The organism is Pseudomonas sp. PsB (assembly GCF_043658375.1).
Lineage (GTDB): Bacteria > Pseudomonadota > Gammaproteobacteria > Pseudomonadales > Pseudomonadaceae > Aquipseudomonas > Aquipseudomonas putida_Z.
The window spans coordinates 1-22,886 of record NZ_JBIGLU010000003.1 but is presented as its reverse complement, the minus strand read 5'-3'; the positions used below and the strand labels follow the sequence as shown (position 1 = coordinate 22,886).

21 protein-coding genes, 1 tRNA gene and 1 pseudogene are annotated in these 22,886 nt (G+C 63.8%); 12 read left to right on the top strand and 11 right to left on the bottom strand.

The annotated features are described in order from the left end of the window. Positions 1-12 precede the first annotated feature (12 nt). Positions 13-2,349: a TonB-dependent receptor gene (locus tag ACGLHT_RS06390; RefSeq protein WP_274120033.1), complete on the bottom strand. Its 2,337-nt coding sequence runs from the start codon at positions 2,347-2,349 to the stop codon at positions 13-15. A 192-nt stretch (positions 2,350-2,541) separates the two neighbouring features. On the opposite strand from ACGLHT_RS06390, the gene ACGLHT_RS06385 reads away from it, so the two are divergent. Beyond that, a complete protein-coding gene (locus ACGLHT_RS06385) occupies positions 2,542-3,456 on the top strand; it encodes a LysR family transcriptional regulator (protein WP_075044302.1) in 915 nt (304 codons plus the stop codon). Positions 3,457-3,570: 114 nt separating this feature from the next. On the opposite strand, the gene ACGLHT_RS06380 is transcribed toward ACGLHT_RS06385, so the two are convergent. Then, positions 3,571-4,476, bottom strand: coding sequence for a TauD/TfdA family dioxygenase (locus tag ACGLHT_RS06380; protein WP_025337303.1), 906 nt, complete (start codon positions 4,474-4,476; stop codon positions 3,571-3,573). 37 nt (positions 4,477-4,513) lie between these two features. Continuing rightward, complete coding sequence (locus tag ACGLHT_RS06375) at positions 4,514-5,551, bottom strand: ABC transporter substrate-binding protein (RefSeq protein ID WP_274120032.1); 1,038 nt, start codon at positions 5,549-5,551, stop codon at positions 4,514-4,516. 297 nt (positions 5,552-5,848) lie between these two features. Between ACGLHT_RS06375 and ACGLHT_RS06370 the strand changes: the two genes are divergently transcribed. Beyond that, positions 5,849-7,450, top strand: a complete 1,602-nt coding sequence (locus tag ACGLHT_RS06370; RefSeq protein WP_274120031.1) for an ABC transporter permease — start codon at positions 5,849-5,851, stop codon at positions 7,448-7,450. Beyond that, complete coding sequence (locus ACGLHT_RS06365; protein ID WP_137162757.1) at positions 7,447-8,307, top strand: ABC transporter ATP-binding protein; 861 nt, start codon at positions 7,447-7,449, stop codon at positions 8,305-8,307. The genes ACGLHT_RS06370 and ACGLHT_RS06365 overlap by 4 nt, the downstream gene beginning before the upstream one ends. On the opposite strand, the gene ACGLHT_RS06360 is transcribed toward ACGLHT_RS06365, so the two are convergent. After that, a complete protein-coding gene (locus tag ACGLHT_RS06360) occupies positions 8,304-10,478 on the bottom strand; it encodes a dermonecrotic toxin domain-containing protein (RefSeq protein ID WP_137162756.1) in 2,175 nt (724 codons plus the stop codon). The genes ACGLHT_RS06365 and ACGLHT_RS06360 overlap by 4 nt on opposite strands. A 190-nt stretch (positions 10,479-10,668) precedes the next feature. On the opposite strand from ACGLHT_RS06360, the gene ACGLHT_RS06355 reads away from it, so the two are divergent. The 6 genes from ACGLHT_RS06355 (at position 10,669) to ACGLHT_RS06330 (ending at position 14,945) form a co-directional block, all read left to right on the top strand. Continuing rightward, positions 10,669-10,745, top strand: a tRNA-Arg gene (locus ACGLHT_RS06355). A gap of 217 nt (positions 10,746-10,962) precedes the next feature. Beyond that, positions 10,963-11,466 carry a hypothetical protein gene (locus tag ACGLHT_RS06350; RefSeq protein ID WP_087501888.1) on the top strand — a complete coding sequence of 168 codons (504 nt, stop codon included), beginning with the start codon at positions 10,963-10,965 and terminating at the stop codon, positions 11,464-11,466. A gap of 11 nt (positions 11,467-11,477) precedes the next feature. Further along, positions 11,478-12,008 carry a DUF5384 family protein gene (locus ACGLHT_RS06345; protein ID WP_137162755.1) on the top strand — a complete coding sequence of 177 codons (531 nt, stop codon included), beginning with the start codon at positions 11,478-11,480 and terminating at the stop codon, positions 12,006-12,008. Between the two features lie 57 nt (positions 12,009-12,065). After that, the gene (locus ACGLHT_RS06340; protein ID WP_015268559.1) at positions 12,066-12,389 is read left to right on the top strand and encodes a hypothetical protein; all 324 of its coding nucleotides are present in this window, start codon (positions 12,066-12,068) and stop codon (positions 12,387-12,389) included. A gap of 174 nt (positions 12,390-12,563) precedes the next feature. Next, on the top strand, positions 12,564-14,294 hold the full coding sequence (locus ACGLHT_RS06335) for a dipeptidase (protein WP_274120030.1): 1,731 nt from the start codon (positions 12,564-12,566) through the stop codon (positions 14,292-14,294). Positions 14,295-14,507: 213 nt separating this feature from the next. Further along, positions 14,508-14,945, top strand: a complete 438-nt coding sequence (locus ACGLHT_RS06330) for a CBS domain-containing protein (protein ID WP_025337291.1) — start codon at positions 14,508-14,510, stop codon at positions 14,943-14,945. A gap of 6 nt (positions 14,946-14,951) precedes the next feature. On the opposite strand, the gene ACGLHT_RS06325 is transcribed toward ACGLHT_RS06330, so the two are convergent. The 3 genes from ACGLHT_RS06325 to ACGLHT_RS06315 all read right to left on the bottom strand — a co-directional run bounded on the left by ACGLHT_RS06325 (position 14,952) and on the right by ACGLHT_RS06315 (position 16,421). After that, positions 14,952-15,590, bottom strand: coding sequence for an NADH:ubiquinone oxidoreductase subunit N (locus ACGLHT_RS06325; protein WP_137162753.1), 639 nt, complete (start codon positions 15,588-15,590; stop codon positions 14,952-14,954). Positions 15,591-15,659: 69 nt separating this feature from the next. After that, positions 15,660-15,902, bottom strand: coding sequence for a DUF2789 domain-containing protein (locus ACGLHT_RS06320; protein ID WP_274120029.1), 243 nt, complete (start codon positions 15,900-15,902; stop codon positions 15,660-15,662). 60 nt (positions 15,903-15,962) lie between these two features. Beyond that, a complete protein-coding gene (locus ACGLHT_RS06315) occupies positions 15,963-16,421 on the bottom strand; it encodes an aminoacyl-tRNA deacylase (protein ID WP_003260230.1) in 459 nt (152 codons plus the stop codon). 98 nt (positions 16,422-16,519) lie between these two features. Between ACGLHT_RS06315 and ACGLHT_RS06310 the strand changes: the two are divergent. Continuing rightward, a pseudogene (locus ACGLHT_RS06310) lies at positions 16,520-17,783 on the top strand (nodulation protein NfeD). 2 nt (positions 17,784-17,785) lie between these two features. Then, complete coding sequence (locus ACGLHT_RS06305) at positions 17,786-18,538, top strand: slipin family protein (protein ID WP_025337287.1); 753 nt, start codon at positions 17,786-17,788, stop codon at positions 18,536-18,538. A gap of 72 nt (positions 18,539-18,610) precedes the next feature. Here ACGLHT_RS06305 and ACGLHT_RS06300 read toward each other — a convergent pair whose 3' ends face one another. From ACGLHT_RS06300 to ACGLHT_RS06290, 3 genes are all read right to left on the bottom strand, one after another. Continuing rightward, positions 18,611-19,243, bottom strand: coding sequence for a LysE family transporter (locus ACGLHT_RS06300; protein ID WP_046616418.1), 633 nt, complete (start codon positions 19,241-19,243; stop codon positions 18,611-18,613). Between the two features lie 199 nt (positions 19,244-19,442). Beyond that, a complete protein-coding gene (locus tag ACGLHT_RS06295; RefSeq protein WP_075044289.1) occupies positions 19,443-20,030 on the bottom strand; it encodes a mechanosensitive ion channel family protein in 588 nt (195 codons plus the stop codon). Further along, positions 20,030-21,940, bottom strand: coding sequence for an ATP-binding cassette domain-containing protein (locus ACGLHT_RS06290; RefSeq protein ID WP_274120028.1), 1,911 nt, complete (start codon positions 21,938-21,940; stop codon positions 20,030-20,032). Before ACGLHT_RS06290 ends, ACGLHT_RS06295 begins: the two co-directional genes overlap by 1 nt. 50 nt (positions 21,941-21,990) lie before the next feature. Between ACGLHT_RS06290 and ACGLHT_RS06285 the strand changes: the two genes are divergently transcribed. After that, positions 21,991-22,473 (top strand): TIGR02444 family protein, encoded by a 483-nt coding sequence (locus ACGLHT_RS06285; RefSeq protein WP_137162750.1) that lies wholly within the window; start codon positions 21,991-21,993, stop codon positions 22,471-22,473. On the opposite strand, the gene ACGLHT_RS06280 is transcribed toward ACGLHT_RS06285, so the two are convergent. After that, positions 22,449-22,886: hypothetical protein (locus ACGLHT_RS06280; protein WP_394518806.1), on the bottom strand; the 438-nt coding region annotated here is incomplete at its 5' end. The two genes, ACGLHT_RS06285 and ACGLHT_RS06280, sit on opposite strands and share 25 nt — an antisense overlap.

The window sequence follows — 22,886 nt, the reverse complement described above, 5'->3', positions numbered from 1 at the left end:
AGCTCCTTGTGCTCAGAAATCATAACGGGCGGTGGCGCCGAGAGTGCGCGGGGTACCGAGCACGCCGGCATAGCCACCGTTGGCGGAGTTCCACAGGCTGGTGAAGTAGGTCTTGTCACCGGCGTTCTTCACCCACAGCGACAGGTCGACCACGCCGTCGCCCTGGTCCAGGCGCACACCGGCGGAAAGGTTGACCAGCGCGTAGCTGGGGATCTGGCCGAAATCGGAATCGTCGATGGTGCCTACTGCCTTGGAGCGGAAGGCGTAGCTGGCGGTGACGTAGGGTTCGATGTGCTCGCTGGCCTGCCACTTGTACTGGGTGTTGAGGTTGGCGATGTACTTGGAGGCGCCGACCACCTGGTGGCCGGACAAATCGCAGGTGGCGGTGGCATTGGCCAGGCTCACCTCCGGCGGGCATGGGGCGTCCTTGTACTCGGTGTAGCGCACGTCGTTCCACGAGCCGTTGAAGTTGACCGTGAGGCCGCGCAGCGGCAGCGCCGTGGCTTCGAACTCCAGGCCACGCGAGCGCACGCGGCCGGCGTTGGCCAGGTACTGCACGCGGTTGATCTGGTCGTAGACGTTGGCCTGGTAGCCATGCACTTCGGCCCAGAACAGGTTGGTATTGAGCTGCAGGCGGTCGTCGAACAGCGAGCTTTTCAAGCCGAGTTCGGCGTTGTTGACCCGCTCGGTGCCGACCAGCAGCGAATCGGTGCCCAGCCGTGGCGCAGCGCCAACGGTAAGGTTGATGCCGCCAGAATTCTCGCCGTGGGTCAGGGTGGCGTAGCCCAGCAATTGCTCGTTGAAGCGGTAGCTCAGGCCCAGCAGGCCAGAGGGGCTGAAGCTGTACTGGTTGAGGTCGCCTGAATCGTAGGCGCCTACCCGGCCCTGGCGTGCTGCTGCGGCGGCCCCGGTTACTGCCGCACCGCCGGTTGGTGCATCGCGGGTCACCCAGGCGCTCTTTTCTTCATAGGTGCCGCGAACGCCGGCGGTGAAGTCCAGGCGGTCGGTGATGTGCCAGGTGCCCTGGGCGAACAGCGCGTAGCTGTCCGTGTCGATGTGCCCATTACCAATGGTGTCGACGTTGGCCAGGGCGCCGGCCGGGGTGAGGTTCCAGATGTCCGCCTGCGGCCCGTAGAAAGTGAAGGATTTGTTGTCCAGGTCCTGCTTGAAGTAGTACGCGCCCAGCACGTAGTCGAAGGCACCACCGGTGGGCGAAGCCAGGCGGATTTCCTGCGAGTACTGCTTGTCGCGCACCGATACCCCGGCGCTGTAGAACACCGGCACGTTGAGGCCGTCGTCGTTGCGCGGAGTGAAGTCCCACCAGCGGTAGGCGGTGATCGAGGTCAGGGTGAAGTCGTTGGGCAGGGTCCAGTTGGCCTCCACCGAGGTGCCGCCCTGGAACACCGTCACCTGCTGGTCGGCGTCGAAGTTGACCTTGCGGTGCTTGCCCGACACCAACGTCGCGCCGGCCTGGGCGGCCAGGCTTTCATAGCGGTTGACGCCATTGATGGTAGGGCCGGTGCTGTACAGGCTGAGGATGCCGTTGTCGGAGTCTTCTTCGTTGTATTCGCCGATCCAGCGCAGGTTGAAGGTTTCGCTCGGTTTGAACAGCAGCTGGGTACGAAAACCTTGGCGCTTGCCGCCGTTGAGGTCGTCGCCGTTGTGGATGTTCTTCACATAGCCGTCGTCTTCGGTGCGATAGGCGCTGATGCGCCCGGCCAGTGTGTCGCTGATCGGCCCCGAGAAGCTGCCTTGGGTTTGCAGGTAGCCGTCTTCACCAATCGACTGCTGGATGCTGCCCTCGCGGTGGAAGGTGGGCTTGCGCGTGGTGATGTTGAGCACACCGGCGGTGGTGTTCTTGCCGAACAGCGTACCTTGCGGGCCGCGCAGCACCTCCAACTGCTCCACGTCCAGCAGGTCGAACACCGCCATGCCGGGGCGGCCGAGGTAGACGTTGTCCAGGTAGATGCCGACGCTGCCTTCCAGGCCATCGCTGGCGGGGTTGTTGCCCAGGCCACGGATCGAAATGCTCGACTGGCGGGCATGAACGTAGGCGACGTTGGTGCTGGGTACCAGTTGCTGCAGGTCCTGCACGCGGTAGATGCGTTGGCTTTCCAGGGTTTCGCTGTCGAGCACGCTGATCGGCGTGGGCACGCTTTGCGCGGTTTCTTCGCGGCGGCGGGCATTGACCGTGACGGTGCCGAGCTTGGCTTCCTGCTCCACCGCCGGGGTGGCAGTGATCGGTTCTTCGGCGAAGCTGGCAGAGGACGCCGCCAGCAGCACGCCGGCAGCCAAGGGTTGCAAGGTGAAACGCGACGCGCGCGCAGGCCAACGGGAAACTCCGGACATGCAAATGCTCCTTGAGGCATGGGCCCTGGCGAGCATTTCCGTTGGCGGAACCGAATCGCGGTCAGTCGGGCTTATATTCTTTTATGTGATATAAATATTTGTAATTCATATTTTGTGGAATAAGTGACTCCCTTTATAAGGGGGCTAACCCTTGTCAGCAATTGCATTCGACCGAAAGTTTCAATGTAAAAAATGCATATCGATCTCCGTCAGCTGCGCCACTACATTGCCCTTGTCGAGCACCGCAGCTTCGTTGCTGCGGCGGCTGCGGTGAACCTGTCGCAATCAGCGTTCAGCCGCAGCATCCAGACCCTCGAGCACAACATCGGCTGCCGCCTGGTGGACCGCGCCAGCAAGGAGCTGGCGCCGACTCGCCAGGGCCTGCTGGTGCTGGAGCATTCGCGGCGGCTGGTGCATGGGGCGCACAACCTGGTCAACGAGATCCATCAGTTCAACGGTGCCACTACCGGCGTGGTACGTTTCGGCTCCGGCCCGGCGCCGGCAGGGGGTTTGGTACCGCGGGCGGTGGCACGCTTCGTCGCCGAATACCCCGCGGCGCGTACCTGCTTCCAGGTGGATAACTGGCAGGCGCTGAACCGCAAGCTGGTTGCCGAGGAGATCGAGTTCTTCGTCGCTGACACCCGCCAGTTCGAGTCCGACCCGGACTACCAGGTGCACAAGCTGACGCCGCAGCGCTGGCATTTCTGCTGCCGCGTCGGGCACCCGTTGACCGAGCGCGAGAGCGTGCGGGCGCGCGACCTGTTCGACTACCCACTGGCTACCACCTTCCGCCCGCCGAACATCCGCAAGATCCTCAGCGACCTCAGCGGGCGGCAGGATTTTCTGCCGACGGTGGAGTGCGAGCATGGCTATGCACTGCTGAATGTGGTGATGCATTCGGACACCATCGGCATTGCCTGCAATGCCAACTTGCGGCCGTATCAGCGTGACGGGGGATTGGTGGCATTGCAGCTGGCCGACCTGACGGTGGAGCAGGAAGAAGCGTTCTATACCCGTTATGGGGTGGTGAGCCGGGTGGGGTATGGGCTATCGCCGTTGGCTCAGGGGCTGGTCAGGCAGTTGATTGCCTGTGATACCGAGTTGTAGCTGGCGGGGGCTTTGCCCCCGTTTCGCGACACAAGGCCGCTCCTACAAGGGTATGCGATCGCCTGTAGGAGCGGCCTTGTGTCGCGAAAGGGCCGCAAAGCGGCCCCGGCGATATCAGCCTTTACGCGTGGTGCGGCTCAACTGCCCATCCACCCCGACCGGCACCTCACCCGCAAGGGTCACCCGCCGCACCACCCGCGGCTGGGTCCCGTAATCATCCACCGCATAATGCTGCGTCGCGCGGTTATCCCAGATGGCCACGTCCCCCGCCTGCCAGCGCCAGCGAACGGTGTTCTCCAGGCGCGTCACATGCCCTTGCAGCACCGCGAACAGGTGCTGCGAATCCGCCAGCGAATAACCTTTGATGCGCTTCACGAAATGCCCCAGCTGCAGCACCCGCTCACCACTGATCGGGTGCACGCGCACCACCGGGTGCTCGGTCTCGTACACCGTGGAGGTGAACACTTTGCGATAGCGCTCCAGCTTGGCCGGGTCCACATCGGGCTTCACGCTGGCGTAGTCGTATTCGTTGCTGTGCACCGCCCATAGCTTGTCGGCCAGCTCGCGCAGCGGCTCGGGCAGCTCCTGGTAGGCCGTGGCGGTGTTGGCCCACACGGTGTCACCACCGGATGCCGGCGCCACCACGCTGCGCAGGATCGAGGCCTTGGGGTAGGCGTCGACGAAGGTCACGTCGGTGTGCCAGGAGTTGGCCCGCTGGCCTTCGGCACCATCGAGCTGCAACAGGTAGCTGGTGCCATCCACCACCGGCACGGTGGGGTGGGCGACCGGCTCGCCGAGCAACTTGGCGAAGGCTTCCTGGCTTTGGTCATCCAGGTGGGTCTGGCCACGGAAGAAGATCACCTTGTGCTTCACCAGCGCGGCCTGGATGGCGTCGAGGGTGGCGGCATCAAGGTCGGCGGACAATTGCACCCCGCGAATTTCGGCACCGATGCGGCCGGCAACCGGGTGGATGTCGAGTTCGAGGGTTTGTGGCGCGGTGGCCAGGGCGGCGTTGCTCATGGTCGTGTCCTTGCGGTCATTGTCGGGTTATCGGGGTTCAGCGGGCGGCCTGTACGGCCTGCTTCTGTTGCAGGGCGGCATCGAGGAAGCGTGGTTCGATCCAGTCGGCCACCTGGAAGCCACGGCGGATCAGGCGCTCCTTGGCGGCCAGGTCCACGCCCTGTTGCAGCTGGCCGACGAATTCGGCATCCAGCCGTGGATCGAAGTAATGGGCCAGGTCTTCCTTGGCCAGGTCGTCGTTGAGGATGCTGCGCGGCCAGTTGGCATTGCTGGCCACCAGCTCGACATAGGCCTCGCGGTTGTGTTCGTCGCGCAGCCAGGCGCTGGCCTGTTGCTGGGCATTGACCAGGCGCTGCACCAGCTCGGGGTATTTGCGGATGAAATCGCCAGTGCCCAGCAGTACCGCCTGGGTACTGCCGGCGCCTTCCAGGTCACGCGAGTTGACCGGTAGCTCGACCAGCCCGCGCTCGCGCAGCGACAGCAGGTTGGACAGGCCCCAGGTGGCGTCGATCTGCTTGGCGGCCAGCGCGGCATTGGCGGCGTTGAAGTCCAGGTTGATCACCTTCAGTTCGCGCTCGCTAAGCCCCTGGCTGGCCAGGGCGCTGGCGAACGACAGCTGGTTGGCGGTGCCGCGGAACACCGCCACGCGCTTGCCTTTGAGGTCGTGCAGGGTCTTGATGCCGGAACCGGGCACCACGCCCAGGTAGCTCTTCACCCCACGTACCCCCGCCGACAGCACGCGGGTATCCAGGCCATTGGCCTTGCCGACGATGGCGGCCAGGTCGCCGAGGTAGGCGAAATCGGCCTGGCCGTTGGCCAACGCTTCGTTCACCACCGGCCCGGCGCCCTTGAAGAAGTGCCAGTCGATGCGAATGCCGTCCTTGGCGAATTCCTTCTCCAGCAGTTGCTGGTCACGCAGCACGTCGACCACGCCACCGGCGCTGGGCTTGCTGCCCGCGCTGAGGTCGGGCACGGCGATGCGGATGCTTGCTGGCTTGGCCGGCTCAGCTGCGTGGGCGCTGAGGGTGAAGGCCAGCCCAAGGGCGGTGATCAGGTGGCGCAGCGGGGTTTTCATGGCAAGGCTCCTTGGCAGGCTGCCACCGGCGATGGCCGGCGCTTTGGCCAGAAGCTAGGCAGGTCTGGTTAGAACCTACAAAGATCAAAACTTCATTCTTCAGTAACTGAAAGGCATAAATCAGGCGGCATGCGGGCCTGCGGCTGGCTTGCGGAAAACGCATGGAAAATATGAGGAAAACGCAACGGCGAGGGGCTTCCGTATGCATGAAGCGCATGCTGTTATCTCTTGAAAGTCATTTTTTAGAATTTTTAATTCCATAAATGAATAATCTAACAACGCTTCGAGAGATGGCCGATGAATGGAATTCTGAGCAGAGGTCGGGGATTGTTCCGGGGGTCGCTGCGCGACCCTTTCGCGACGCAAGGCCGCTCCCACAAGGATCGCGCCCGCTTGTTGCCCTGGGTCTTGCCTGTGCTGGTTGCACTGCTGTGGGTAGTGGCCAGCCGGGAGCACTGGATGAGCGAGCAGATCCTGCCAGCGCCAGCATTGGTGTGGCAGAGCGCAGTGGAGTTTGGCTCCGGCGAGCTGTGGGGGCACCTGTGGATAAGCTTGCAGCGGTTGTTCTGGGGGCTGGCGGTCGGCATCGGCAGCGGGTTGCTGCTGGGGGTCTGGCTGGGTGCTTCGCGGCGGGCGCAGACGCTGGTGCTGCCAACCTTTGTGGCGCTGGCGCAGATACCTACCCTGGCCTGGATCCCGTTGTTCATGCTGTTCTTCGGGATCGGCGAGTTGCTCAAGCTGGTGGTGCTGGTGAAAGCCGTGGTGGTCCCCGTTACCTTGCACACGCTGGTCGGTGTACGCGATGCCCAGCCCAAGCTGCGAGAGGCCGCTGCGGTGCTGCGCCTGCCTCGCCATCTACTGTTCCTGCGCCTGCTGCTACCGGCTGCCCTGCCCGCCTTCCTCACCGGCGTACGCCTGGCCCTGGCCACCGGCTGGACCTCGCTGCTGGCGGTCGAACTGCTGGCCTCCAGCGAAGGGATTGGCTACCTGATGGTGTGGGGACGGCAGCTGTTCATGCTCGACCTGGTGCTGCTGTGCATCCTGGTGATCGGCCTGGTCGGCGCACTGCTGGAGCGCGGCTTCTCGGCCCTGGAAAAGCGCCTGCTGTACTGGCCGCAAGCGGCCACAGGGGAGCAGCACCGTGGCCCCGTGCCGCGGGGTTGGCAAAGCCTGCTGCTGCCACTGGCACTGTTGGCCCTGTGGCAGGCCAGCAGCAGCTTTGGCTGGGTCGACAGCAACATCCTGACCTCGCCACTTGAAGTGTTGCACACCCTGCTGACCGGCCTGGCCGATGGTTCGCTGCCGCAAGCCTTGCTGCTGAGCCTGCAGCGCGCTTTGGCCGGCTTGCTGCTGGGCGGTAGCGCTGGCCTGCTGGTCGGTTTGCTGTTGGGGCTTTCGGCCAATGCCGAACGTATCTTCGGGCCCAGCCTGTCGGCCTTGCGTCAGGTGGCGCTGTTTGCCTGGGTGCCGCTGCTCACAGCCTGGTTCGGCCTGGGTGAAGGGGCCAAGCAGGTATTCGTCGGCATGGCTGCGTTCTTCCCGTTGCTGATCGCCACCCAGCGCGGTATCGCCAGCCTCTCGCCGCAGCTGGGTGAAGCCGCGCGCACCCTGCGCCTGAACCTGTGGCAACGCCTGCGCCTGCTGGTGCTGCCCGGCGCAGCCCCGGCCATTTTTGCCGGCCTGCGCCTGTCGCTGATCTACGCCTGGCTGGGCACCATCGGTGCCGAATACTTCATGCCCTCGGACGGTGGCATCGCCAGCCTGATGATCGGCGCCCAGCAACTGTTCCGCATGGACCAGGTAATGGCCGCCATGCTGCTGATCGGCCTGGTCGGCGCCCTGCTCGGCACCCTTGGACAACGCCTCGAATCGCGCGCCACGCGCTGGAGAACCGCATGAACGCCTTCAACACCTCGCACCTGCACGCGGCCAACCAGCCCGACGTCACCCCGCCCCTGGTCAGCTTCGAGGGGGTCGGCAAAGTGTTCAGCGTCGATGGCCAGCCGCTGGAAGCCATCCGCAACTTCAACCTGTCGATCAACCAGGGTGAATTCATCGCCATCGTTGGTGCTTCCGGCTGTGGCAAATCCACCCTGCTGCGCCTGCTGGTAGGGCTGGATACCGACTACAGCGGCAATATCCGTGTGGACGGCCACACTGTCAGCGGCATTGGTAGCGAACGCGGCATCGTGTTTCAGGAACACCGGCTGTTCCCCTGGCTGAGCGTGGAACAGAACATTGCCCTGGGCCTGGTCAACGAACCACTCACCCAGGGTGAGCGCGCGCGGCGGGTACACGAGTTCGTGCAACTGGTGGGGCTGGTCGGCTTCGAGTCGGCCTATCCACACCAGCTGTCCGGCGGCATGGCCCAGCGCGTGGCGATCGCCCGAGGCCTGGTAGCCAGCCCGCGTATCCTGCTGCTCGACGAACCGTTCGGCGCGCTGGATGCGCTGACCCGCCAGCAACTGCAGGACGAGCTGCTGGCCATTCGCGAACGAGCCGGCATTACCACGCTGCTGGTCACCCATGACGCCGAGGAGGCCACCTACCTGGCCGACCGGGTGGTGGTTCTGGAGCCGCGCCCGGGGCGGATCAAGTCGGTAGTGGAGATAGACCTGCCACACCCACGCTTGCGCACCGGCGCAGCCCTGCATGGCCTGCGCGAGAAGGTGCTGCACCAGATCACCGGCGACGGAGGCTACGTGCCCCCGGCACGCCGGGTGGAAGGGCTGCGGCCAGAACTGATCGCCCTCTAGGCCCAGTCCACCGCCGGGAAAAAGCGCTCGACCACAGCGTCGTGCTGAACCAGCTGCCGATAGGCCTGGCGATCGAACAGCAAGCCGGTGCGCATGGCGTAAACCGGCGTGCCGGCCGGCCGCGGCACTTCGCGCAGGCGAATACGCAGGAAGCGATAATGCTCCCCCCTGACCTCGCCTGCCGACTCAATCCGGAAATAGCGGCCGGGCGTGAACAGCACTTCGGCTTCCTGCCAGTTCAGCGACAATGGCGCGACTGGCACCCCGCTTGCCCGGCCATCCGCCAACAGTTCGTACAACACCGTGGTGTCATCGAAATGGCCCGCCACCTGCGCCAGCGGCAAATCGACCGCTTCCTTGGGCAGCATGAACCGGCGCGGGATGTACGGGCTCTCGGTGAAGGAGGTGATATCGGTGCTGACCAGCACGTCCCCCGCCTTGATATCGCCAGCCCGCCAACGGGCCCCAATTGTCACGCGCGGGCCCCGACCGCCGCGCCATAGCACCTTCGCTTCACTGGCTGGCAGTTGTGCCATCGAGTCGAACAAATGGCCGAGGAACGCCCGCAGCTCCTCCTCAGGTATCGCGGCCAGGCGCCTTCTGCCAATACTGAACACATCGTTGACCTTGGCCATGTGGCCGCTGTACTGCTCGATCAGGTTGTTGTGAACCTCGCCTTCCTGCCTGAAGCTGTAATGGCGAACGCCCTCGCGCTCGACATGCGGCGTACCGAATTCATCCATGGGCGCCATGTGCCCCTTGAACGACGGCAGATCGGCCTTGTTCAGCAAGGCCTTGTGCCGCTGGCGCACCGCTCGTGAAAGCAGGTCGCTGGATGTCGCGTCCACGTCGAGGTAGCTGTCCCACTGGCGCGGGGCCGCATTCGGCTGCGCTTCGCCGAACGCCGAAAAAACCATTACCAGCAGGTCACCGATGGCCGCAGCGAAGGCCTCATGCCGTTGTGCCTCGCTCCGGGCATTCACATAGGCTTCGATATCCAGCCCAAGCCCGACGACACCGGCGGTGAACAACAACATACCGACCGGCTCGCTGATGAGAGCAAAGGCGCCCAGCACGACAATCGCCAGGTTCAGCTCGTCACGCCAGTGCTGGCGACGCAGGTCGCCGTTGCTGACCAGCAGACGAAAGCTGGCCTCCAGGTCTTCCCTGATCCAGTCCCGCATCTCGGCAAACAGCGGCTGGCTGACTGGCACGCCCTGGCCAAAGGGCCAGCGCGGTGCACCAGGCACACCGCAGCGCGCGCGCACCGCTTGCAACCGGGCCTTGCGCTCGGCCGGGTCGGTGTGTCCGTGCGGTTTGTGCAGCGTGTCATACCAGGCTTGGGCATCATCCGCCAGCAGGCGCTCGGTCACCCAGGCATGCAGGGCGTGCTCAGTCTTGAACTGGCGCAGCGGGGACGTGGCAGTCGGGGTGTACAACAGCACACGTCCCTGCTTGCCCTTGAAGGTCAGCAAGTGCCCGGCCCCTTCCATCTGATAGGCCTGTACATCGAACCCACTACCGCCACCCGGCTCGGACAACGCAAACAGGCTCACCCGCCGCCCCGGTTCAAGCCCCATCCAGCTCCACAGCCGAGTACGATCATCGACCTCGATCAGGCCATCACCCAGGCTGACTTCGATGTCGGCGATAAAGCGGACCTTGATCAACAGCGGCAGGTCCAGGCCCTCCTTGCGCCAGAAGTCGTCATTTTTTGCGCGCACCTGCGCTGCGAAGTTGAGCGCCCAGAAGTCATCCATGACCTTGCGCGGGTCAAGCTTCACCTCGTTGTGCGCACCGTACTCACTGGCGTCGTCGCCCTGATCGTAGAAGCCACCGTCGGCCCAGGCAGTTTCCTGGTACTGGAAGTACTGGCTGAAACGCTGGATCCACAAATCGGTGAAACGCATGGAATGCACGGGGGGATAGCGGTGCGACCAACCGCTGAAGGTGGCGGCCGGACGCTTGTCACGGGTATTGAAGCTGTGCCACCAGACTTGATCGGGGTCCAGCGCCGAGCCGGTGTGCTGCAACAGGTAGTCGCTTGCCTGCCTGTAGGCCATGGCCTCCAGGTCAGGGAAGGCTGCCCGGTAATGCCGTGCCTTTTCCATCACGATACGCGCATCGGTGAGCCACGCCAGGCTGCGTGCAAAAGGGTCGTCCTGAATCATCTTCACAAAGCTCCGAGGTAGAGGAGCCGTGATTGGACTGCGTGCGGCACCTGGCAAGGCAGCAACCGGGTGCCACCTACGATGCCCTGGAGGGCGTGAAAGCCAGGGGCTGCTGGCAGCCGTAGGAAAAACAGCTACAGATCAAGGCGATGGACGCCACCGGATCAGATGGGTATCATGCGTGCGCGTTGCACTCGTAGCTCAGCTGGATAGAGTACTGCCCTCCGAAGGCAGGGGTCGTGGGTTCGAATCCCGCCGAGTGCGCCATATCCCCCCACAAAGCCCGCCTTGCGCGGGCTTTGTCGTTTCTGCAAGTCAGCACCGGGCTGCTCGCGTTATTTCGTTTGGCGCTTACCAAAGCCGGCTTTAGTCCTGATGGCTTTACCTGGTTGGATCCATCTGCTTAGAATAGTGGCATTATGCCTCATCCTTCAGATGGATCGTCGCAAGGTTAACCATACCCTCCAGGGACTCAGGAATGAAAATGCTGAAACACTGTCTGGCCTTGACCATCGCCGCCACACTCGTGGGTTGCCAGGCGACCGGTGAGCAATACCAATCCGATGTGTTCGATGCCAGCCAGGTAAACACCCAGCAAGAGGCCAAGACCGTGAAAATCATCACGGTCTCGCCGACCAAGATCAAGGTCAGCAACGAGAAGAACCAGAAGGCCGCGATGGTGGTTGGCGGTGTACTGGGCGCACTGGGTGGCGCGGCGCTGGGTGCGGGCCACAACAAGGACACCGCGATCATCGGCGGCGTGGCAGGCGGTGGCGCCGGAGCCCTGGCCGGTTCGCTGGTCAGCGATACCTCGCTGGTGCCTGGCGTGCTGATCGGCTACTCGGAAAACGGCAAGATCTACACCTCCGCCCAGGTTGGCCGCCCGTGCGATTTCGAAGTGGGTGGCATCTCCCTGATGGTCATGACCATCTCCAACGAAACCCGCATCCAGCCAAATGCGACCTGCCCAGATCCGAAAAAGAGCTGAGGCCTGAGCACATGAAACACTTTGTTCTGGGCACCGCCCTCGCACTGTCTGCCGCCACTGCCGCGGCGGGCCAGTTCGATCAGCTTTACCAGATCGAACAGCAGACCAAGCAATCCGAAGCCGCACTGGAAACCGAACGCCTGCGCCAGGCCGCCGCCGCCGAGCAGCGCGCCGAAGCTCGCGAAGCCGCTGCCCGCCAGCAGCGCGCAGCGTCCCAGCGCGCTTCCGCGCAACGTGCCGCCGAGAAACAGCAGGCGCAAGCAGCCGAGCGCAAGCGCGTGCAGACCCGCGAGGAAGCCTACGAGGACGACCTGCGGGCGCTGGAGCTGGAAGAGCGTCGCCTGGCCCTGCAAGCGAAAAAGGCAAAGGTCGCCCGTGCCAATGACTACATCGATGCCGAGCTGCGCGACAGCGCCGCACGCACCGACGTGATCCAGTCCAATGCCGATTCCGCACGCAACGTCACCTCGGGCGCCAAGTCGCTGCTCGAGGATTCCGGCAAGGCAGAAGTGAAACGCGCCGGTAGTCTGTTCGGCGAGTAACCATCCAGGTGCAGTCCCGGCCCGCCGGCCGGGGCCGCCCGTTGCAGAGACAACATCATGCTACGTCTGATCATGCTGGCCACGGCCGGCCTGTTGCTGAGCGGCTGCCTGCAGGAAGAAGCCAAGTTCCCCACCGTCGACTTGCACGGCCGCCTGGTCGTCGACCAGGAAATGACCGCCTCGCGCCAGGCGCAGGGCATCCAGGGCGAGTACTTCAAGCGCGTCCTGAGCGTGAACGGCCAGGACATGGCCTTCAATGACTTCGTCCAGCAATACTGCCCGGACAGCAACACCCGTAACGAAACCTGTATCAAGGCCTTCCGTATCAAGAAGATCGACGATGTCAGCGGTGCCACGAGGTTCCTGCCCAACGGGCTGTAATCACCGCTCGAAGCACTGAAAAGGCCCCGGCAACCCGCCCGGGGCTTTTTCGTTTGTGCGACACGTCGCGTTTCTGGCACTCCCGTGCCATGGGTCATTGGTGTTAGCGTGGGCGTCTTCCCGTTTCCCGACGGGTAACCCACAACAATGATTGGCGAAGGAATGCGCACAACCATGCACCTGAAAAAACTTACCGCCACCACCCTGCTGCTGGCCAGCATCGGCCTGTTCACCCTGCCGGCCCAGGCCAACCTTACCCAGCAACAGTCCGCGGCCATCGTCAAAGCCTTCGACGGCAGCGACCCAAGCGACTTCAAGCAGTTCCTCGGCAAGCTCAAAGGCAGCGACCTGGCCAAGGCCGACAACCTCGCGGCAACCCTCGATGCCTACCTGGCCGGCAAGCCATTGGCCGCCGAGCAGCAGAACGAGATCAACCGCCTGCTCGGCCTGTACACCCGCATCAAGTACGGCAAGGCTGCCAGCGAAACCCTGCGTGAACTGGTGGCCATCCCCACCTTCAACGTCGAGGGCACGCCGCAGCACGAGAACCCCGAGTTCCTCAGGATCGCCGATAAGATCAAGGCCTTGGCCGACAGCTTCGGCCTGGCTTTCCGCAACATCGACAACCGGGTGTACGAGATTTCGCTGGGCAGTGGCAAGGTAGTGGTCGGCATCCATGCCCACGCCGACGTGGTGCCGGTCAACCCGGACAACTGGAAGCTGGCCGATGGCACGCGCCTGGACCCGTTCAAGGTCACCCTGATCGGCGACCGCATGTACGGCCGTGGCACCGAAGACGACAAGAACGGCATTGTCGTGGCGATGTACGCGCTGAAAGTGGCCAAGGACGAGAACCTGCCGCTGGCTCGCCAGTTCAAGCTGCTGATCGACACCACTGAAGAAACCAGCGGTGATGCCATCCCCTACTACTTCGAGCGCAACCCCACGCCCGACTACAACCTGGCACTCGATGGCGGCTACCCTGTGGTCATCGCCGAGAAAGGCTACGGCACGATCATGGCCAGCTTCAGCAAGCGCCAGGCCAGTGGCAAGGGTGCCGAGATCGTCAACCTGACCGGCGGCCTGGCCACCAACCAGATCCCGACAACCTCGGTCGCGACCCTGGTCACCGACAACCCGGCGAAGCTGGCCAGCCAGCTGGAAAAAGCCGGCGCCGATTACGTGAAGCGCAATGGCGGCGACTTCAGCATCGCTGCCAAGGCCGATGGCAAGCAGGTGTTGCTCACGGTGACCGGCGTGTCCGCTCACTCTTCGGAGCCGGAGTCCGGGGTCAACCCGGTGGCGCGCATGCTTGGTTTCATCAACGGCCTGGGCAAGGATGTGCCGCTCAAGCACAACCACTTCACCGATGCCGCCCGCTACGCCACTGACAACTGGGGCCTGGACTACCTGGGCAACAAGCTCGGCGTGGCCTTCAAGGATTCGTTCATGGGCCCGCTGACCGCCTCGCTGACCTTTGTCGGGGTGGATGAAAAAGGCCTGAAACTGGCGGTGAACCTGCGCATTCCGAAAGGCAAGCCAATTGCCACGATCAAGGACGAACTGGCTGACAAGCTGGGCAAATGGACCCGGCAGAGCCATACCTCGGTGGCCTTCGACTACAGCCTGGACGAGCCGATGTACCGCAACCCCGAGGGCGAATGGGTCAAAGCCTTGCTTGATGTAGCCACCGAGAACCTGGGCATGAAGCACGAGTTCGGTACCTCGGCGGGCGCCACCTCGGTACACGACTTGCCTAACGGCGTGCAGTTCGGCCTGGCCATGCCGGATGTGAAGTACACCGGGCACAACGACAACGAGTTCAAGACCGTTGAGCAGTTCATGCTGGACTTGCAGGTGGTGAGCGAGATGGTGGCGCGGATCGGGCAGATGCCGAAGCTCTGAGCCAACTCTACCGGCCTCTTCGCGGGCACGCCCGCTCCCACAGGAATTACGCAACCTGTGGGAGCGGGCATGCCCGCGAAGAGGCCGGTACAGGCGACCGCTCATGACGTTTTTCAATCGACTCGATGCCGTTTCCTGCATTGCCGTGCAGAGCGCCGTGCCGGATGCTTTATTTACTCCGAAACATCGCTTTTTTCACCCGCAGAGGCCCGTATGAAGACCGTCGAACAAATCCTCAAGACCAAGTCCCAGCACCAGACCGTATACACCATCGGCCCGGATGACTCGGTACTCGACGCCCTGAAGCTGCTGGCGGAGAAAAACGTCGGTGCGCTACCGGTGGTCGAGGCCAACCAGGTAGTGGGTATCGTCAGTGAACGGGACTATGCGCGCAAACTGGTGCTCAAGGGCCGCTCGTCCGCCGCTACCCCCGTGCGCGAGATCATGAGTGCGCCGGTGGTCACCGTGGAACCGAAGCAGAACCTCGAGTACTGCATGAACCTGATGACCAACCGCCACCTGCGCCACCTGCCGGTGGTCAGCAATGGCGAGCTGCTCGGCCTGCTGTCGATCGGTGACCTGGTCAAGGAAACCATCGCCGAACAGGCAAACCTGATCCTCAAACTGGAGCAATACATCCGCGGTGAATGAAGCGCCTCAATGGTAGGCGCGCTCCAGTTCGTCCAGCTGATGGTCGAAGCTGCGCAGGCGCGCCGACCAGGTGTAAACCAGCACTTCCAGGTCCCGGTTGAGCACGGCGGTGTTGCCATGGCCGCTGCGGGTCGGCTCTCCCACATCCAGCTGGTAGCGTTCACGGGCCATGGCCTGGGCCACGCTGGACAGGTCGCGGGCATTGGCCAGCCAGTGGTGATGGTGGTCATGAATTTCGCGGTCGAGCAAGCGGCACTGGCGTTTCAGGGCATCCAGGCTCTGCTCCAGCGGCGTGCCCTTGAGCTCGCCCATGACCTCTTCGAAGGTGCGCCCCGAATGCCAGTAGCTGCCCCAGAAGTAGCGGTCGAACACCGTCTCGACGCGGCGTAGCGCGACCTTGGTGTTCCAGATGGTCAGCAACGTTCGCCCCTGCACCACCTCACGCTTGTTCAGGTGCAGTTGCTGCCAGGCGATCCAGGCCAGCGCCACCAGTGCAACCGCCACAGTGACAGCGGCAGCGGCATACAGGAAATGCACCGCCTGGTTCATCTGTTGCGTTTGCCGTACGCCGTAGAAATAACTGGCCGTCAACGTGCCCAGGATCGTCACGGAGCACCAGAAGCCTGGTGCGTAGGGATCTTTCATCGCGCTATCCCCTTGTTGTTTTCCTGAGCATAGCAACGGCCAATCACTCGTCAGGCACCACTCGGCGCTTTATTTTTTGCTTGGATGCAGCGCCTCGTTCAGTTGGTCGATCATCGGAATCCAGTCGTCATCAGCGATGTACTTCTCTTTCAGGAAATCGCGCTGTGAATCGCTCCAGAAAGGCGCGTCAACCAGCTTTATATCGTCGTCGAGCGGCGAATGGGTGGTGATGAAACGGTCGATATCGACCGGATCGTCAGACAGCCCCAGCTGTTTGAAAATCTCGGACAAAGGATGAATCGGCTTATCCATGGTTCCTCCTCGTCGCCAGACCGGTCGTCGACGATGCCGGCCCGGCATGGGTTGAGAGCATCAGCTGAGCTCACGCACTTCGGCGCGCGGCACCAACTTCAGATATTGCTCCATGCTCATGTGGATCAGGTGATCGTGATCACCCGCCTCCAGATAGACATCGCCTTGGCGGGTAAGACTCGAATCAAGCAGCATCTTTATCTGGTAGGCATCGCCAAGCGCCGGTACGGCACCGCGCTCGCAGTCGCCGAACAGGCTCGGCAGGCCGCTTTCACGGGTCAGTTGCCAGGCCCCGGACATGCGCACCTTGGTCATGTCCAGATGCCGGTTGGCAGGTAGCACGGCCATGATGTAGTTGCCATGACGGTCGTCGAGCATCACCGACTTGGCGACCCGCTCGGCGGGCACGCCGGCCGTACGGGCCGACTCCAGGCTGGTGGCCGAGTGTGGATGGGGAATGATGTCGTAATCGCAGTTGGCCTTGTCCAGGCGATCCTGCAGGGTCTTTGCCATACGCATGATGCACCTCCGGTTTCGCCCCCCAATTTCCAATTTTAGGCCGGGTACCAGCAGGCAGGGCTAAACTTGTGCAATAGAGGCAAACGAGGTGACGACAGGTGATCACCCGCTGCTGGCGCTGGCTGTTGCTGCTGTTGCTGCTTGGTATCACGCCAGGCGGCTTGGCAGCGCCCGGTGCAGTCTGGGTGCTGGGCATCGATGACGCCATCGGCCCGGCCAGCGCCGACTACCTGGTGCGCAGCCTCGACCAGGCCAAGGCGCAGGGTGCGCAACTGGTGGTTATTCGCATGGACACCCCGGGCGGGCTCGACAGCGCCATGCGCCAGATGATCAAGGCGATTCTCGCCAGCCCCGTGCCGGTCGCAACCTTCGTCGCCCCCAGTGGTGCCCGCGCCGCCAGCGCCGGCACTTATATCCTCTATGCCAGCCATGTCGCAGCCATGGCGCCCGGTACCAACCTGGGCGCCGCAACCCCCGTGCAGATAGGCGCCCCGCCAGGCACGCCCAAGGACGACAAGGCCAAAGGCAGCGATGACGAAACCCTCGCGCGCAAGCAGGTAAACGATGCGGCGGCCTACATTCGTGGCCTGGCGCAGCTGCGCGGGCGCAATGCCGACTGGGCGGAGAAGGCCGTGCGCGAGGCGGTCAGCCTGTCCGCCAGCGAGGCTTTGCGGCTCGACGTGATCGACCTGATGGCCGATGACCTGCCCGACCTGCTGCGCAAGCTCGATGGCAAAACGCTCACTGTCGCTGGCCAGCCCCAGCGTGGCGCTGATCCTGATCATGATCGGTGTGTACGGCCTGCTGTTCGAGTTCATGAACCCTGGCTCGACGGTAGGCGGCGTGGTCGGCGGCATCTGCCTGCTGCTGGCGCTGTATGCCCTGCAACTGCTGCCCGTGAGCTTCGCCGGGGTGGCGCTGATTTTGCTCGGCATCGCCTTCATGATCGCCGAAGCCTTCCTGCCCAGTTTCGGCGTGGTCGGCTTTGGCGGCATCGTCGCCTTCGTGGTCGGCGCGCTGATCCTGATCGACACCGATGCCCCTGGTTTCGGTATCCCGCTGGCCCTGATCGGCACCTTAGCGGTGCTCTCGGCGCTGCTGATCGGCGGCGTGCTGGGCATGGCGCTCAAGGCCCGCCGACGGGCGCAGGTCGGCGGTGACGCCGGCCTGGTCGGCAGCCTGGTCACCGTCACCCAGGTGATGGCAGGCAACCCGTTCTGTGGCTTCGTGCTGGCCCAGGGCGAGCAATGGCAGGCGCAGTGTGGAACGCCACTGCAAGCGGGCCAGAACGTGCGGGTGACCGCGCGCCATGGCGTCATGCTGGAAGTGAGCGCCGCCGCGCCCGCGGCGCAAGGAGAATGACCATGTTCATGCAATTGGGCTTCGGCGCGGTGCTGATCGTGCTGGCGATGCTGTTGCTGTCGGCATTCCGCATCCTGCGCGAGTACGAGCGCGGCGTGGTGTTCCAGCTGGGGCGCTTCTGGCAGGTGAAGGGGCCGGGGCTGATCCTGTTGATCCCGGTGATCCAGCAAATGGTGCGGGTCGACCTGCGCACCGTGGTGCTGGATGTACCACCGCAGGATGTGATCACCCGCGACAACGTCTCGGTCAAGGTCAACGCCGTGGTCTACTTCCGCGTGCTCGACCCGCAGAAGGCGATCATCCAGGTCGAGGACTTCCTCGTGGCGACCAGCCAGCTGGCCCAGACCACGCTGCGCGCGGTGCTCGGCAAGCACGAACTGGATGAACTGTTGGCCGAACGCGAGCAGCTGAACTCGGACATTCGCCAGGTGCTGGATGCACAGACCGATGCCTGGGGCATCAAGGTGGCCAACGTCGAGATCAAGCACGTCGACCTCAACGAATCGATGGTGCGTGCCATTGCCCGCCAGGCCGAGGCCGAGCGTGAACGACGGGCCAAGGTGATCCATGCCGAGGGTGAGTTGCAGGCGTCGGAGAAATTGATGCAGGCGGCGCAGATGCTGAGCAAGGAGCCGGGGGCGATGCAGTTGCGTTACATGCAGACGCTGGGGACGATTGCCGGGGACAAGAGTTCGACCATCGTCTTTCCGCTGCCGGTGGATTTGCTCAAGGGGTTGGTGGACAAGCAGAAATAGCAAAGGCCGCCATGCGATCCCTGTAGGAGCGGCCTTGTGTCGCGATGGGCTGCAAAGCAGCCCCCGGGCCTATCAGACTGGCGCGCGGCGCAGGGTCGCCAGGAAGGTGGCCGCGCCAATGAACAACCCGGCAAACGTCCGGTTCAAACGCTTCTGCTGCTTGGGCGTACGCAGCAAGCGCAACACCCGCGCAGCCAACCCGGTGTACCCCGCCATCACCAGCATATCCACGGTAACCATCGTCACGGTGATCGCCACATACTGCGGCAACAGCGGTTCATGCGGGTTGATGAACTGCGGCAGCACCGCCAGCATGAACACCAGTGCCTTGGGGTTGCTGACGTTGACCAGGAAGCCACGGAACACCAGGCTCAGCGGTTTACCGATAGGGCGCACGGCGGACTCATCGCTCATGTCCATCGGCAAGGCTCGCCATTGTTTGTAGGCCAGGTAGACAAGGTAGGCGACGCCGAACCATTTGATGATCTGGAAGGCCGTGGCCGAGGCGGCCAGGATGGCGCCGACGCCGGCGGCGATGATGGCGATCTGCACGATCAGGCCCAGTTGCAGGCCCAGGGCGTTCCAGTAACCACGCCAGAAGCCGTATTGCAGGCCGCTGGACATCGAGGCAATCGCCCCGGCACCGGGTGAAAGGCTGATCACCCAACAGGCGGCAAAGAAGCCCAACCACACTTCCATCGACATCACACACCTCGCTCGAACATATGTTGCAAAACGTTAAGCTAAGGTGTTGGTGAAAAAATAACCAGCGATTTCTGAAGGATTTGTATTGCCTGTGCTGGCCTCTTCGCGGGTGAACCCGCTCCCACAGGTATCGCGCTGTCCCCAAGGGCTGCGGAACTCCTGTGGGAGCGGGTTTACCCGCGAAGAGGCCGGTTCAGGTTCAGTCAGCCTCGACAGGCGACTCTTTGTGCATAACCTGCACCTCAGCCCCGCGCCAGCGCCGTACCGACTTCTGGAAGAACTGGCTATTGGGCACCTGCACCAGCGCCCCGCCCGCCTCGGGCATTTCCATCAGGGTGGTGAACAGCAGGTTGATGGCAATCACCCGGCCTTTGACGCCCGGCTTGTCCAGGGTGTCGACCAGTTCGACCACGTCACCAATACGAAACGGCCCGACGGTGAAGATCAGCACCGCGCACAGCAGGTTGGACAGCACGCTCCACATGGCGAAGAAGGCCACTGCCGCCACCGCGACGAAGCCGGACAGTGCTGTCCACAGCACAGTCGCCGACACACCCAGGCGCTCCAGCACAAACAGCAACGCGCTGCCCATGATCAGCCAGCGCAGGCCGCCACGCACCGGCACCAGCAGTTCCGGCGGCAACGGGTAACGCTGGCTCAGGCGGCTCAGCCCGCGTGCAACGATGCGCTGCAGGACGAAGGCCGCTACCAGGATCAACAGGATCTGCAAGCCCAGCCAGAAGGTGTCCATCCATTGCCCTGGCAGCAGCGAACGCAGTTCCTCCATCAGGACAGCGCCTCGAGCTCGGCCTGCATGCTTTCGAGGGTTTCCAGCGCTTCCATCCAGGCCTCTTCCAGTTCGCCTTCGCGCTGCTTCAGCTTGCTCTGGCGCGCCAGCAGGTCACGCAACTCGTCCTTGCGCGACGCGTCGTAGAGGCCACCATCGCCCAGCACGGTCTCGATCTCGGCCAGTTGCGCGTGCACCTGGTTGAGCTCGGCTTCCAGCTTGTCAGCAGCCTTCTTGTGCGGGGCCAGTTGCTGGCGCAAGGCTGCGGCAGCCTGGCGTTGGGCCTTCTTGTCGGTCTTGTCCGGGTTGACCGGGGCGGTACTGGCCGGCGCGCTGCGCTGGCGGTACTCGACCAGCCAGCGGCTGTAGTCGTCCAGGTCACCATCGAAGATGTCGACCTTGCCGTCAGCCACCAACAGGAAGTCGTCGGTAGTGCTCTTTAGCAGATGACGGTCGTGCGACACCACCACCACGGCACCGGCAAACTCCTGCAGGGCCATGGTCAGCGCCAGGCGCATTTCCAGGTCGAGGTGGTTGGTCGGTTCGTCGAGCAGCAACAGGTTCGGTCGCTCCCAGGCGATCAGGGCCAGCGCCAGGCGGGCCTTCTCACCACCGGAGAAGTTCACCACCGGCTCGTCGACGCGATCGCCATGGAAGTCGAAGCCACCCAGGAAGTCGCGCAGGGTCTGCTCACGCTCGGCGGGGGCAATGCGTTGCAGGTGCAGCAGCGGGCTGGCCTTGTCGTCCAGCGAATCCAGCTGGTGCTGGGCGAAGTAGCCCACGGCGAGGTTCTCACCCCGCACCAGGCGGCCCGACAGTGGCTCGAGTTCGCCTGCGAGGTTCTTGATCAGGGTCGACTTGCCAGCGCCGTTGGGGCCGAGCAGGCCAATGCGCGCACCGGGGGTGAGCTGCAGCTTGACCTTGTCGAGGATCGCCTTGTCACCGTAGCCCAGGCGGCCTTCGGACAGGCTCAGCAGCGGGCTGGAGATTTTTTGCGACTCGCGGAAAACGAAGTCGAACGGCGAATCGACATGCGCCGCCGACAGCTCCTCCATGCGCTCCAGGGCCTTGATCCGGCTCTGTGCCTGGCGGGCCTTGGTGGCCTGGGCCTTGAAGCGGGCAATGTACTTTTCCATGTGCGCACGCTGGGCCTGCTGTTTCTCGTAGGCCTGCTGCTGTTGCGCCAGGCGCTCGGCCCGGGTGCGCTCGAAGGCGGTGTAGCCGCCTTTGTACAGGTTCAGCTTGCGCTGCTCGACGTGCAGCACATGGTCGACCACGGCATCGAGGAAGTCGCGGTCGTGGGAGATCAGCAACAACGTGCCGGGGTAGCCCTTGAGCCAGTCCTCCAGCCACAGAATAGCGTCCAGGTCCAGGTGGTTGGTGGGCTCGTCGAGCAGCAGCAGGTCGGACGGGCACATCAGGGCCTGGGCCAGGTTCAGGCGCATCCGCCAGCCACCGGAGAAGTCGCCGACGCGGCGGTCCATCTGTTCGTTGGTGAAACCAAGGCCGGCCAGCAACTTGCGTGCGCGGGCGTCGGCGGTATAGCCGTCGGCGCTATCCAGCTCAATGTGCAGGCGCGCCAGGGCAGTACCGTCGTGGGCCTGCTCGGCCGCGGCCAGTTCGGCCTGGACCTTGCGCAGGCGCACGTCGCCGTCGAGCACATAGTCCACGGCCAGGCGGTCGAGGGTATCGACTTCCTGGCGCATGTGGGCGATGCGCCAGTCACCGGGCAGCTGGCAATCGCCGGCATCAGTCGACAGCTCACCGCGCAGCAAGGCGAACAGGCTGGATTTTCCGGCGCCGTTGGCGCCGATCAGGCCGGCCTTGTGACCGGTGTGCAGGGTCATCTCGGCGCCTTCTAGCAAGCGCTGCGGACCACGCTGTAAAGTGAGGTTGGATAGTCTGATCATGATGGTCGCGGAGTCTACCAGCTTCCTCGGCCCATAGCGCGAGTGGAACCATGCACACCGACCTGTGGAATCACGCCCTGGCCCTGTACGCCAGGCCCGGCGTAGAAGCCGCCTGCCTAGACTTGCAGGCGCTGGGTGGCGATGTCTGTCTGCTGCTGTGCGCAACCTGGCTGCAGGCGCGTGGCGTGGCCGTGCGGGACGAACGCGTGCAGGCATTGCGCGAGGTTACCGAGCCTTGGCAGCGCGAAGTGGTCAACCCGTTACGTAGCTTGCGCCAACAGTGGCGAGCAGCGGCGCAAAGTGATGCGCAGCTGGCGGCGTTGCGTGAGCAGGTGAAGGGGTTGGAGTTACAGGCCGAGAAAGCCTTGCTGGAACGCTTGCAGGAGCGTTCGCGACAGTGGCCGGTGGGCGCCCATGAGCCCATGGAAAACTGGCTGGACCGGCTGGCGCCGGCCCAGGCCCGCCACCACGACGCGCTGATTCGGTTGCGCGTCGCGGCGGCAGCGCTTCAGGACGCCGAAGACGGTGCCTGAGCCGGGGTGCTGGCAGGTGCCGATGGCGCTACCGAAGCTGCCGGGGTGGCCGAGTTGGTCGCGGCGGCCGGAGTGCTGGCGGCTGGCGTAGCCGGTTTGGCTTCGGCTGGCTTGCTGGCAACAGGCTTGGCAGCTGCTGGCTTGGCGGCGGGTTTGGCGGCCGTACGTGCTGGGGCCTTGGCGGCAGCTGGTTTCGCGGCCGGCTTGGCAGCAGCGGCTTTGGCTGGCGTTTTGGCTGCCGCTGGCTTGGCTGCAGGTTTAGCGGCTGCGGTGGCTTTGGCTGCTGGCTTGGCTGCCGGTTTGGCAGCAGCAGTGGCCTTGGCAGCCGGCTTGGCTGCAGGTTTGGCAGCAGCAGTGGCCTTGGCGGCTGGCTTGGCCGCAGGTTTGGCAGCAGCAGTGGCCTTGGCGGCTGG

What these genes read in the sequence shown, in the direction of transcription:
- ACGLHT_RS06365 (WP_137162757.1), top strand. Translation starts at nt 7,447, where the DNA reads ATGAACGCCTTCAACACCTCGCACCTGCACGCGGCCAACCAGCCCGAC.
- ACGLHT_RS06370 (WP_274120031.1), top strand. Translation starts at nt 5,849, where the DNA reads ATGAATGGAATTCTGAGCAGAGGTCGGGGATTGTTCCGGGGGTCGCTG.
- ACGLHT_RS06380 (WP_025337303.1), bottom strand. Translation starts at nt 4,476, where the DNA reads ATGAGCAACGCCGCCCTGGCCACCGCGCCACAAACCCTCGAACTCGAC.
- ACGLHT_RS06350 (WP_087501888.1), top strand. Translation starts at nt 10,963, where the DNA reads ATGCTGAAACACTGTCTGGCCTTGACCATCGCCGCCACACTCGTGGGT.
- ACGLHT_RS06385 (WP_075044302.1), top strand. Translation starts at nt 2,542, where the DNA reads ATGCATATCGATCTCCGTCAGCTGCGCCACTACATTGCCCTTGTCGAG.
- ACGLHT_RS06330 (WP_025337291.1), top strand. Translation starts at nt 14,508, where the DNA reads ATGAAGACCGTCGAACAAATCCTCAAGACCAAGTCCCAGCACCAGACC.
- ACGLHT_RS06285 (WP_137162750.1), top strand. Translation starts at nt 21,991, where the DNA reads ATGCACACCGACCTGTGGAATCACGCCCTGGCCCTGTACGCCAGGCCC.
- ACGLHT_RS06320 (WP_274120029.1), bottom strand. Translation starts at nt 15,902, where the DNA reads ATGGATAAGCCGATTCATCCTTTGTCCGAGATTTTCAAACAGCTGGGG.
- ACGLHT_RS06345 (WP_137162755.1), top strand. Translation starts at nt 11,478, where the DNA reads ATGAAACACTTTGTTCTGGGCACCGCCCTCGCACTGTCTGCCGCCACT.
- ACGLHT_RS06300 (WP_046616418.1), bottom strand. Translation starts at nt 19,243, where the DNA reads ATGTCGATGGAAGTGTGGTTGGGCTTCTTTGCCGCCTGTTGGGTGATC.
- ACGLHT_RS06340 (WP_015268559.1), top strand. Translation starts at nt 12,066, where the DNA reads ATGCTACGTCTGATCATGCTGGCCACGGCCGGCCTGTTGCTGAGCGGC.
- ACGLHT_RS06305 (WP_025337287.1), top strand. Translation starts at nt 17,786, where the DNA reads ATGTTCATGCAATTGGGCTTCGGCGCGGTGCTGATCGTGCTGGCGATG.
- ACGLHT_RS06390 (WP_274120033.1), bottom strand. Translation starts at nt 2,349, where the DNA reads ATGTCCGGAGTTTCCCGTTGGCCTGCGCGCGCGTCGCGTTTCACCTTG.
- ACGLHT_RS06325 (WP_137162753.1), bottom strand. Translation starts at nt 15,590, where the DNA reads ATGAAAGATCCCTACGCACCAGGCTTCTGGTGCTCCGTGACGATCCTG.
- ACGLHT_RS06315 (WP_003260230.1), bottom strand. Translation starts at nt 16,421, where the DNA reads ATGCGTATGGCAAAGACCCTGCAGGATCGCCTGGACAAGGCCAACTGC.
- ACGLHT_RS06335 (WP_274120030.1), top strand. Translation starts at nt 12,564, where the DNA reads ATGCACCTGAAAAAACTTACCGCCACCACCCTGCTGCTGGCCAGCATC.
- ACGLHT_RS06360 (WP_137162756.1), bottom strand. Translation starts at nt 10,478, where the DNA reads ATGATTCAGGACGACCCTTTTGCACGCAGCCTGGCGTGGCTCACCGAT.
- ACGLHT_RS06375 (WP_274120032.1), bottom strand. Translation starts at nt 5,551, where the DNA reads ATGAAAACCCCGCTGCGCCACCTGATCACCGCCCTTGGGCTGGCCTTC.
- ACGLHT_RS06290 (WP_274120028.1), bottom strand. Translation starts at nt 21,940, where the DNA reads ATGATCAGACTATCCAACCTCACTTTACAGCGTGGTCCGCAGCGCTTG.
- ACGLHT_RS06295 (WP_075044289.1), bottom strand. Translation starts at nt 20,030, where the DNA reads ATGGAGGAACTGCGTTCGCTGCTGCCAGGGCAATGGATGGACACCTTC.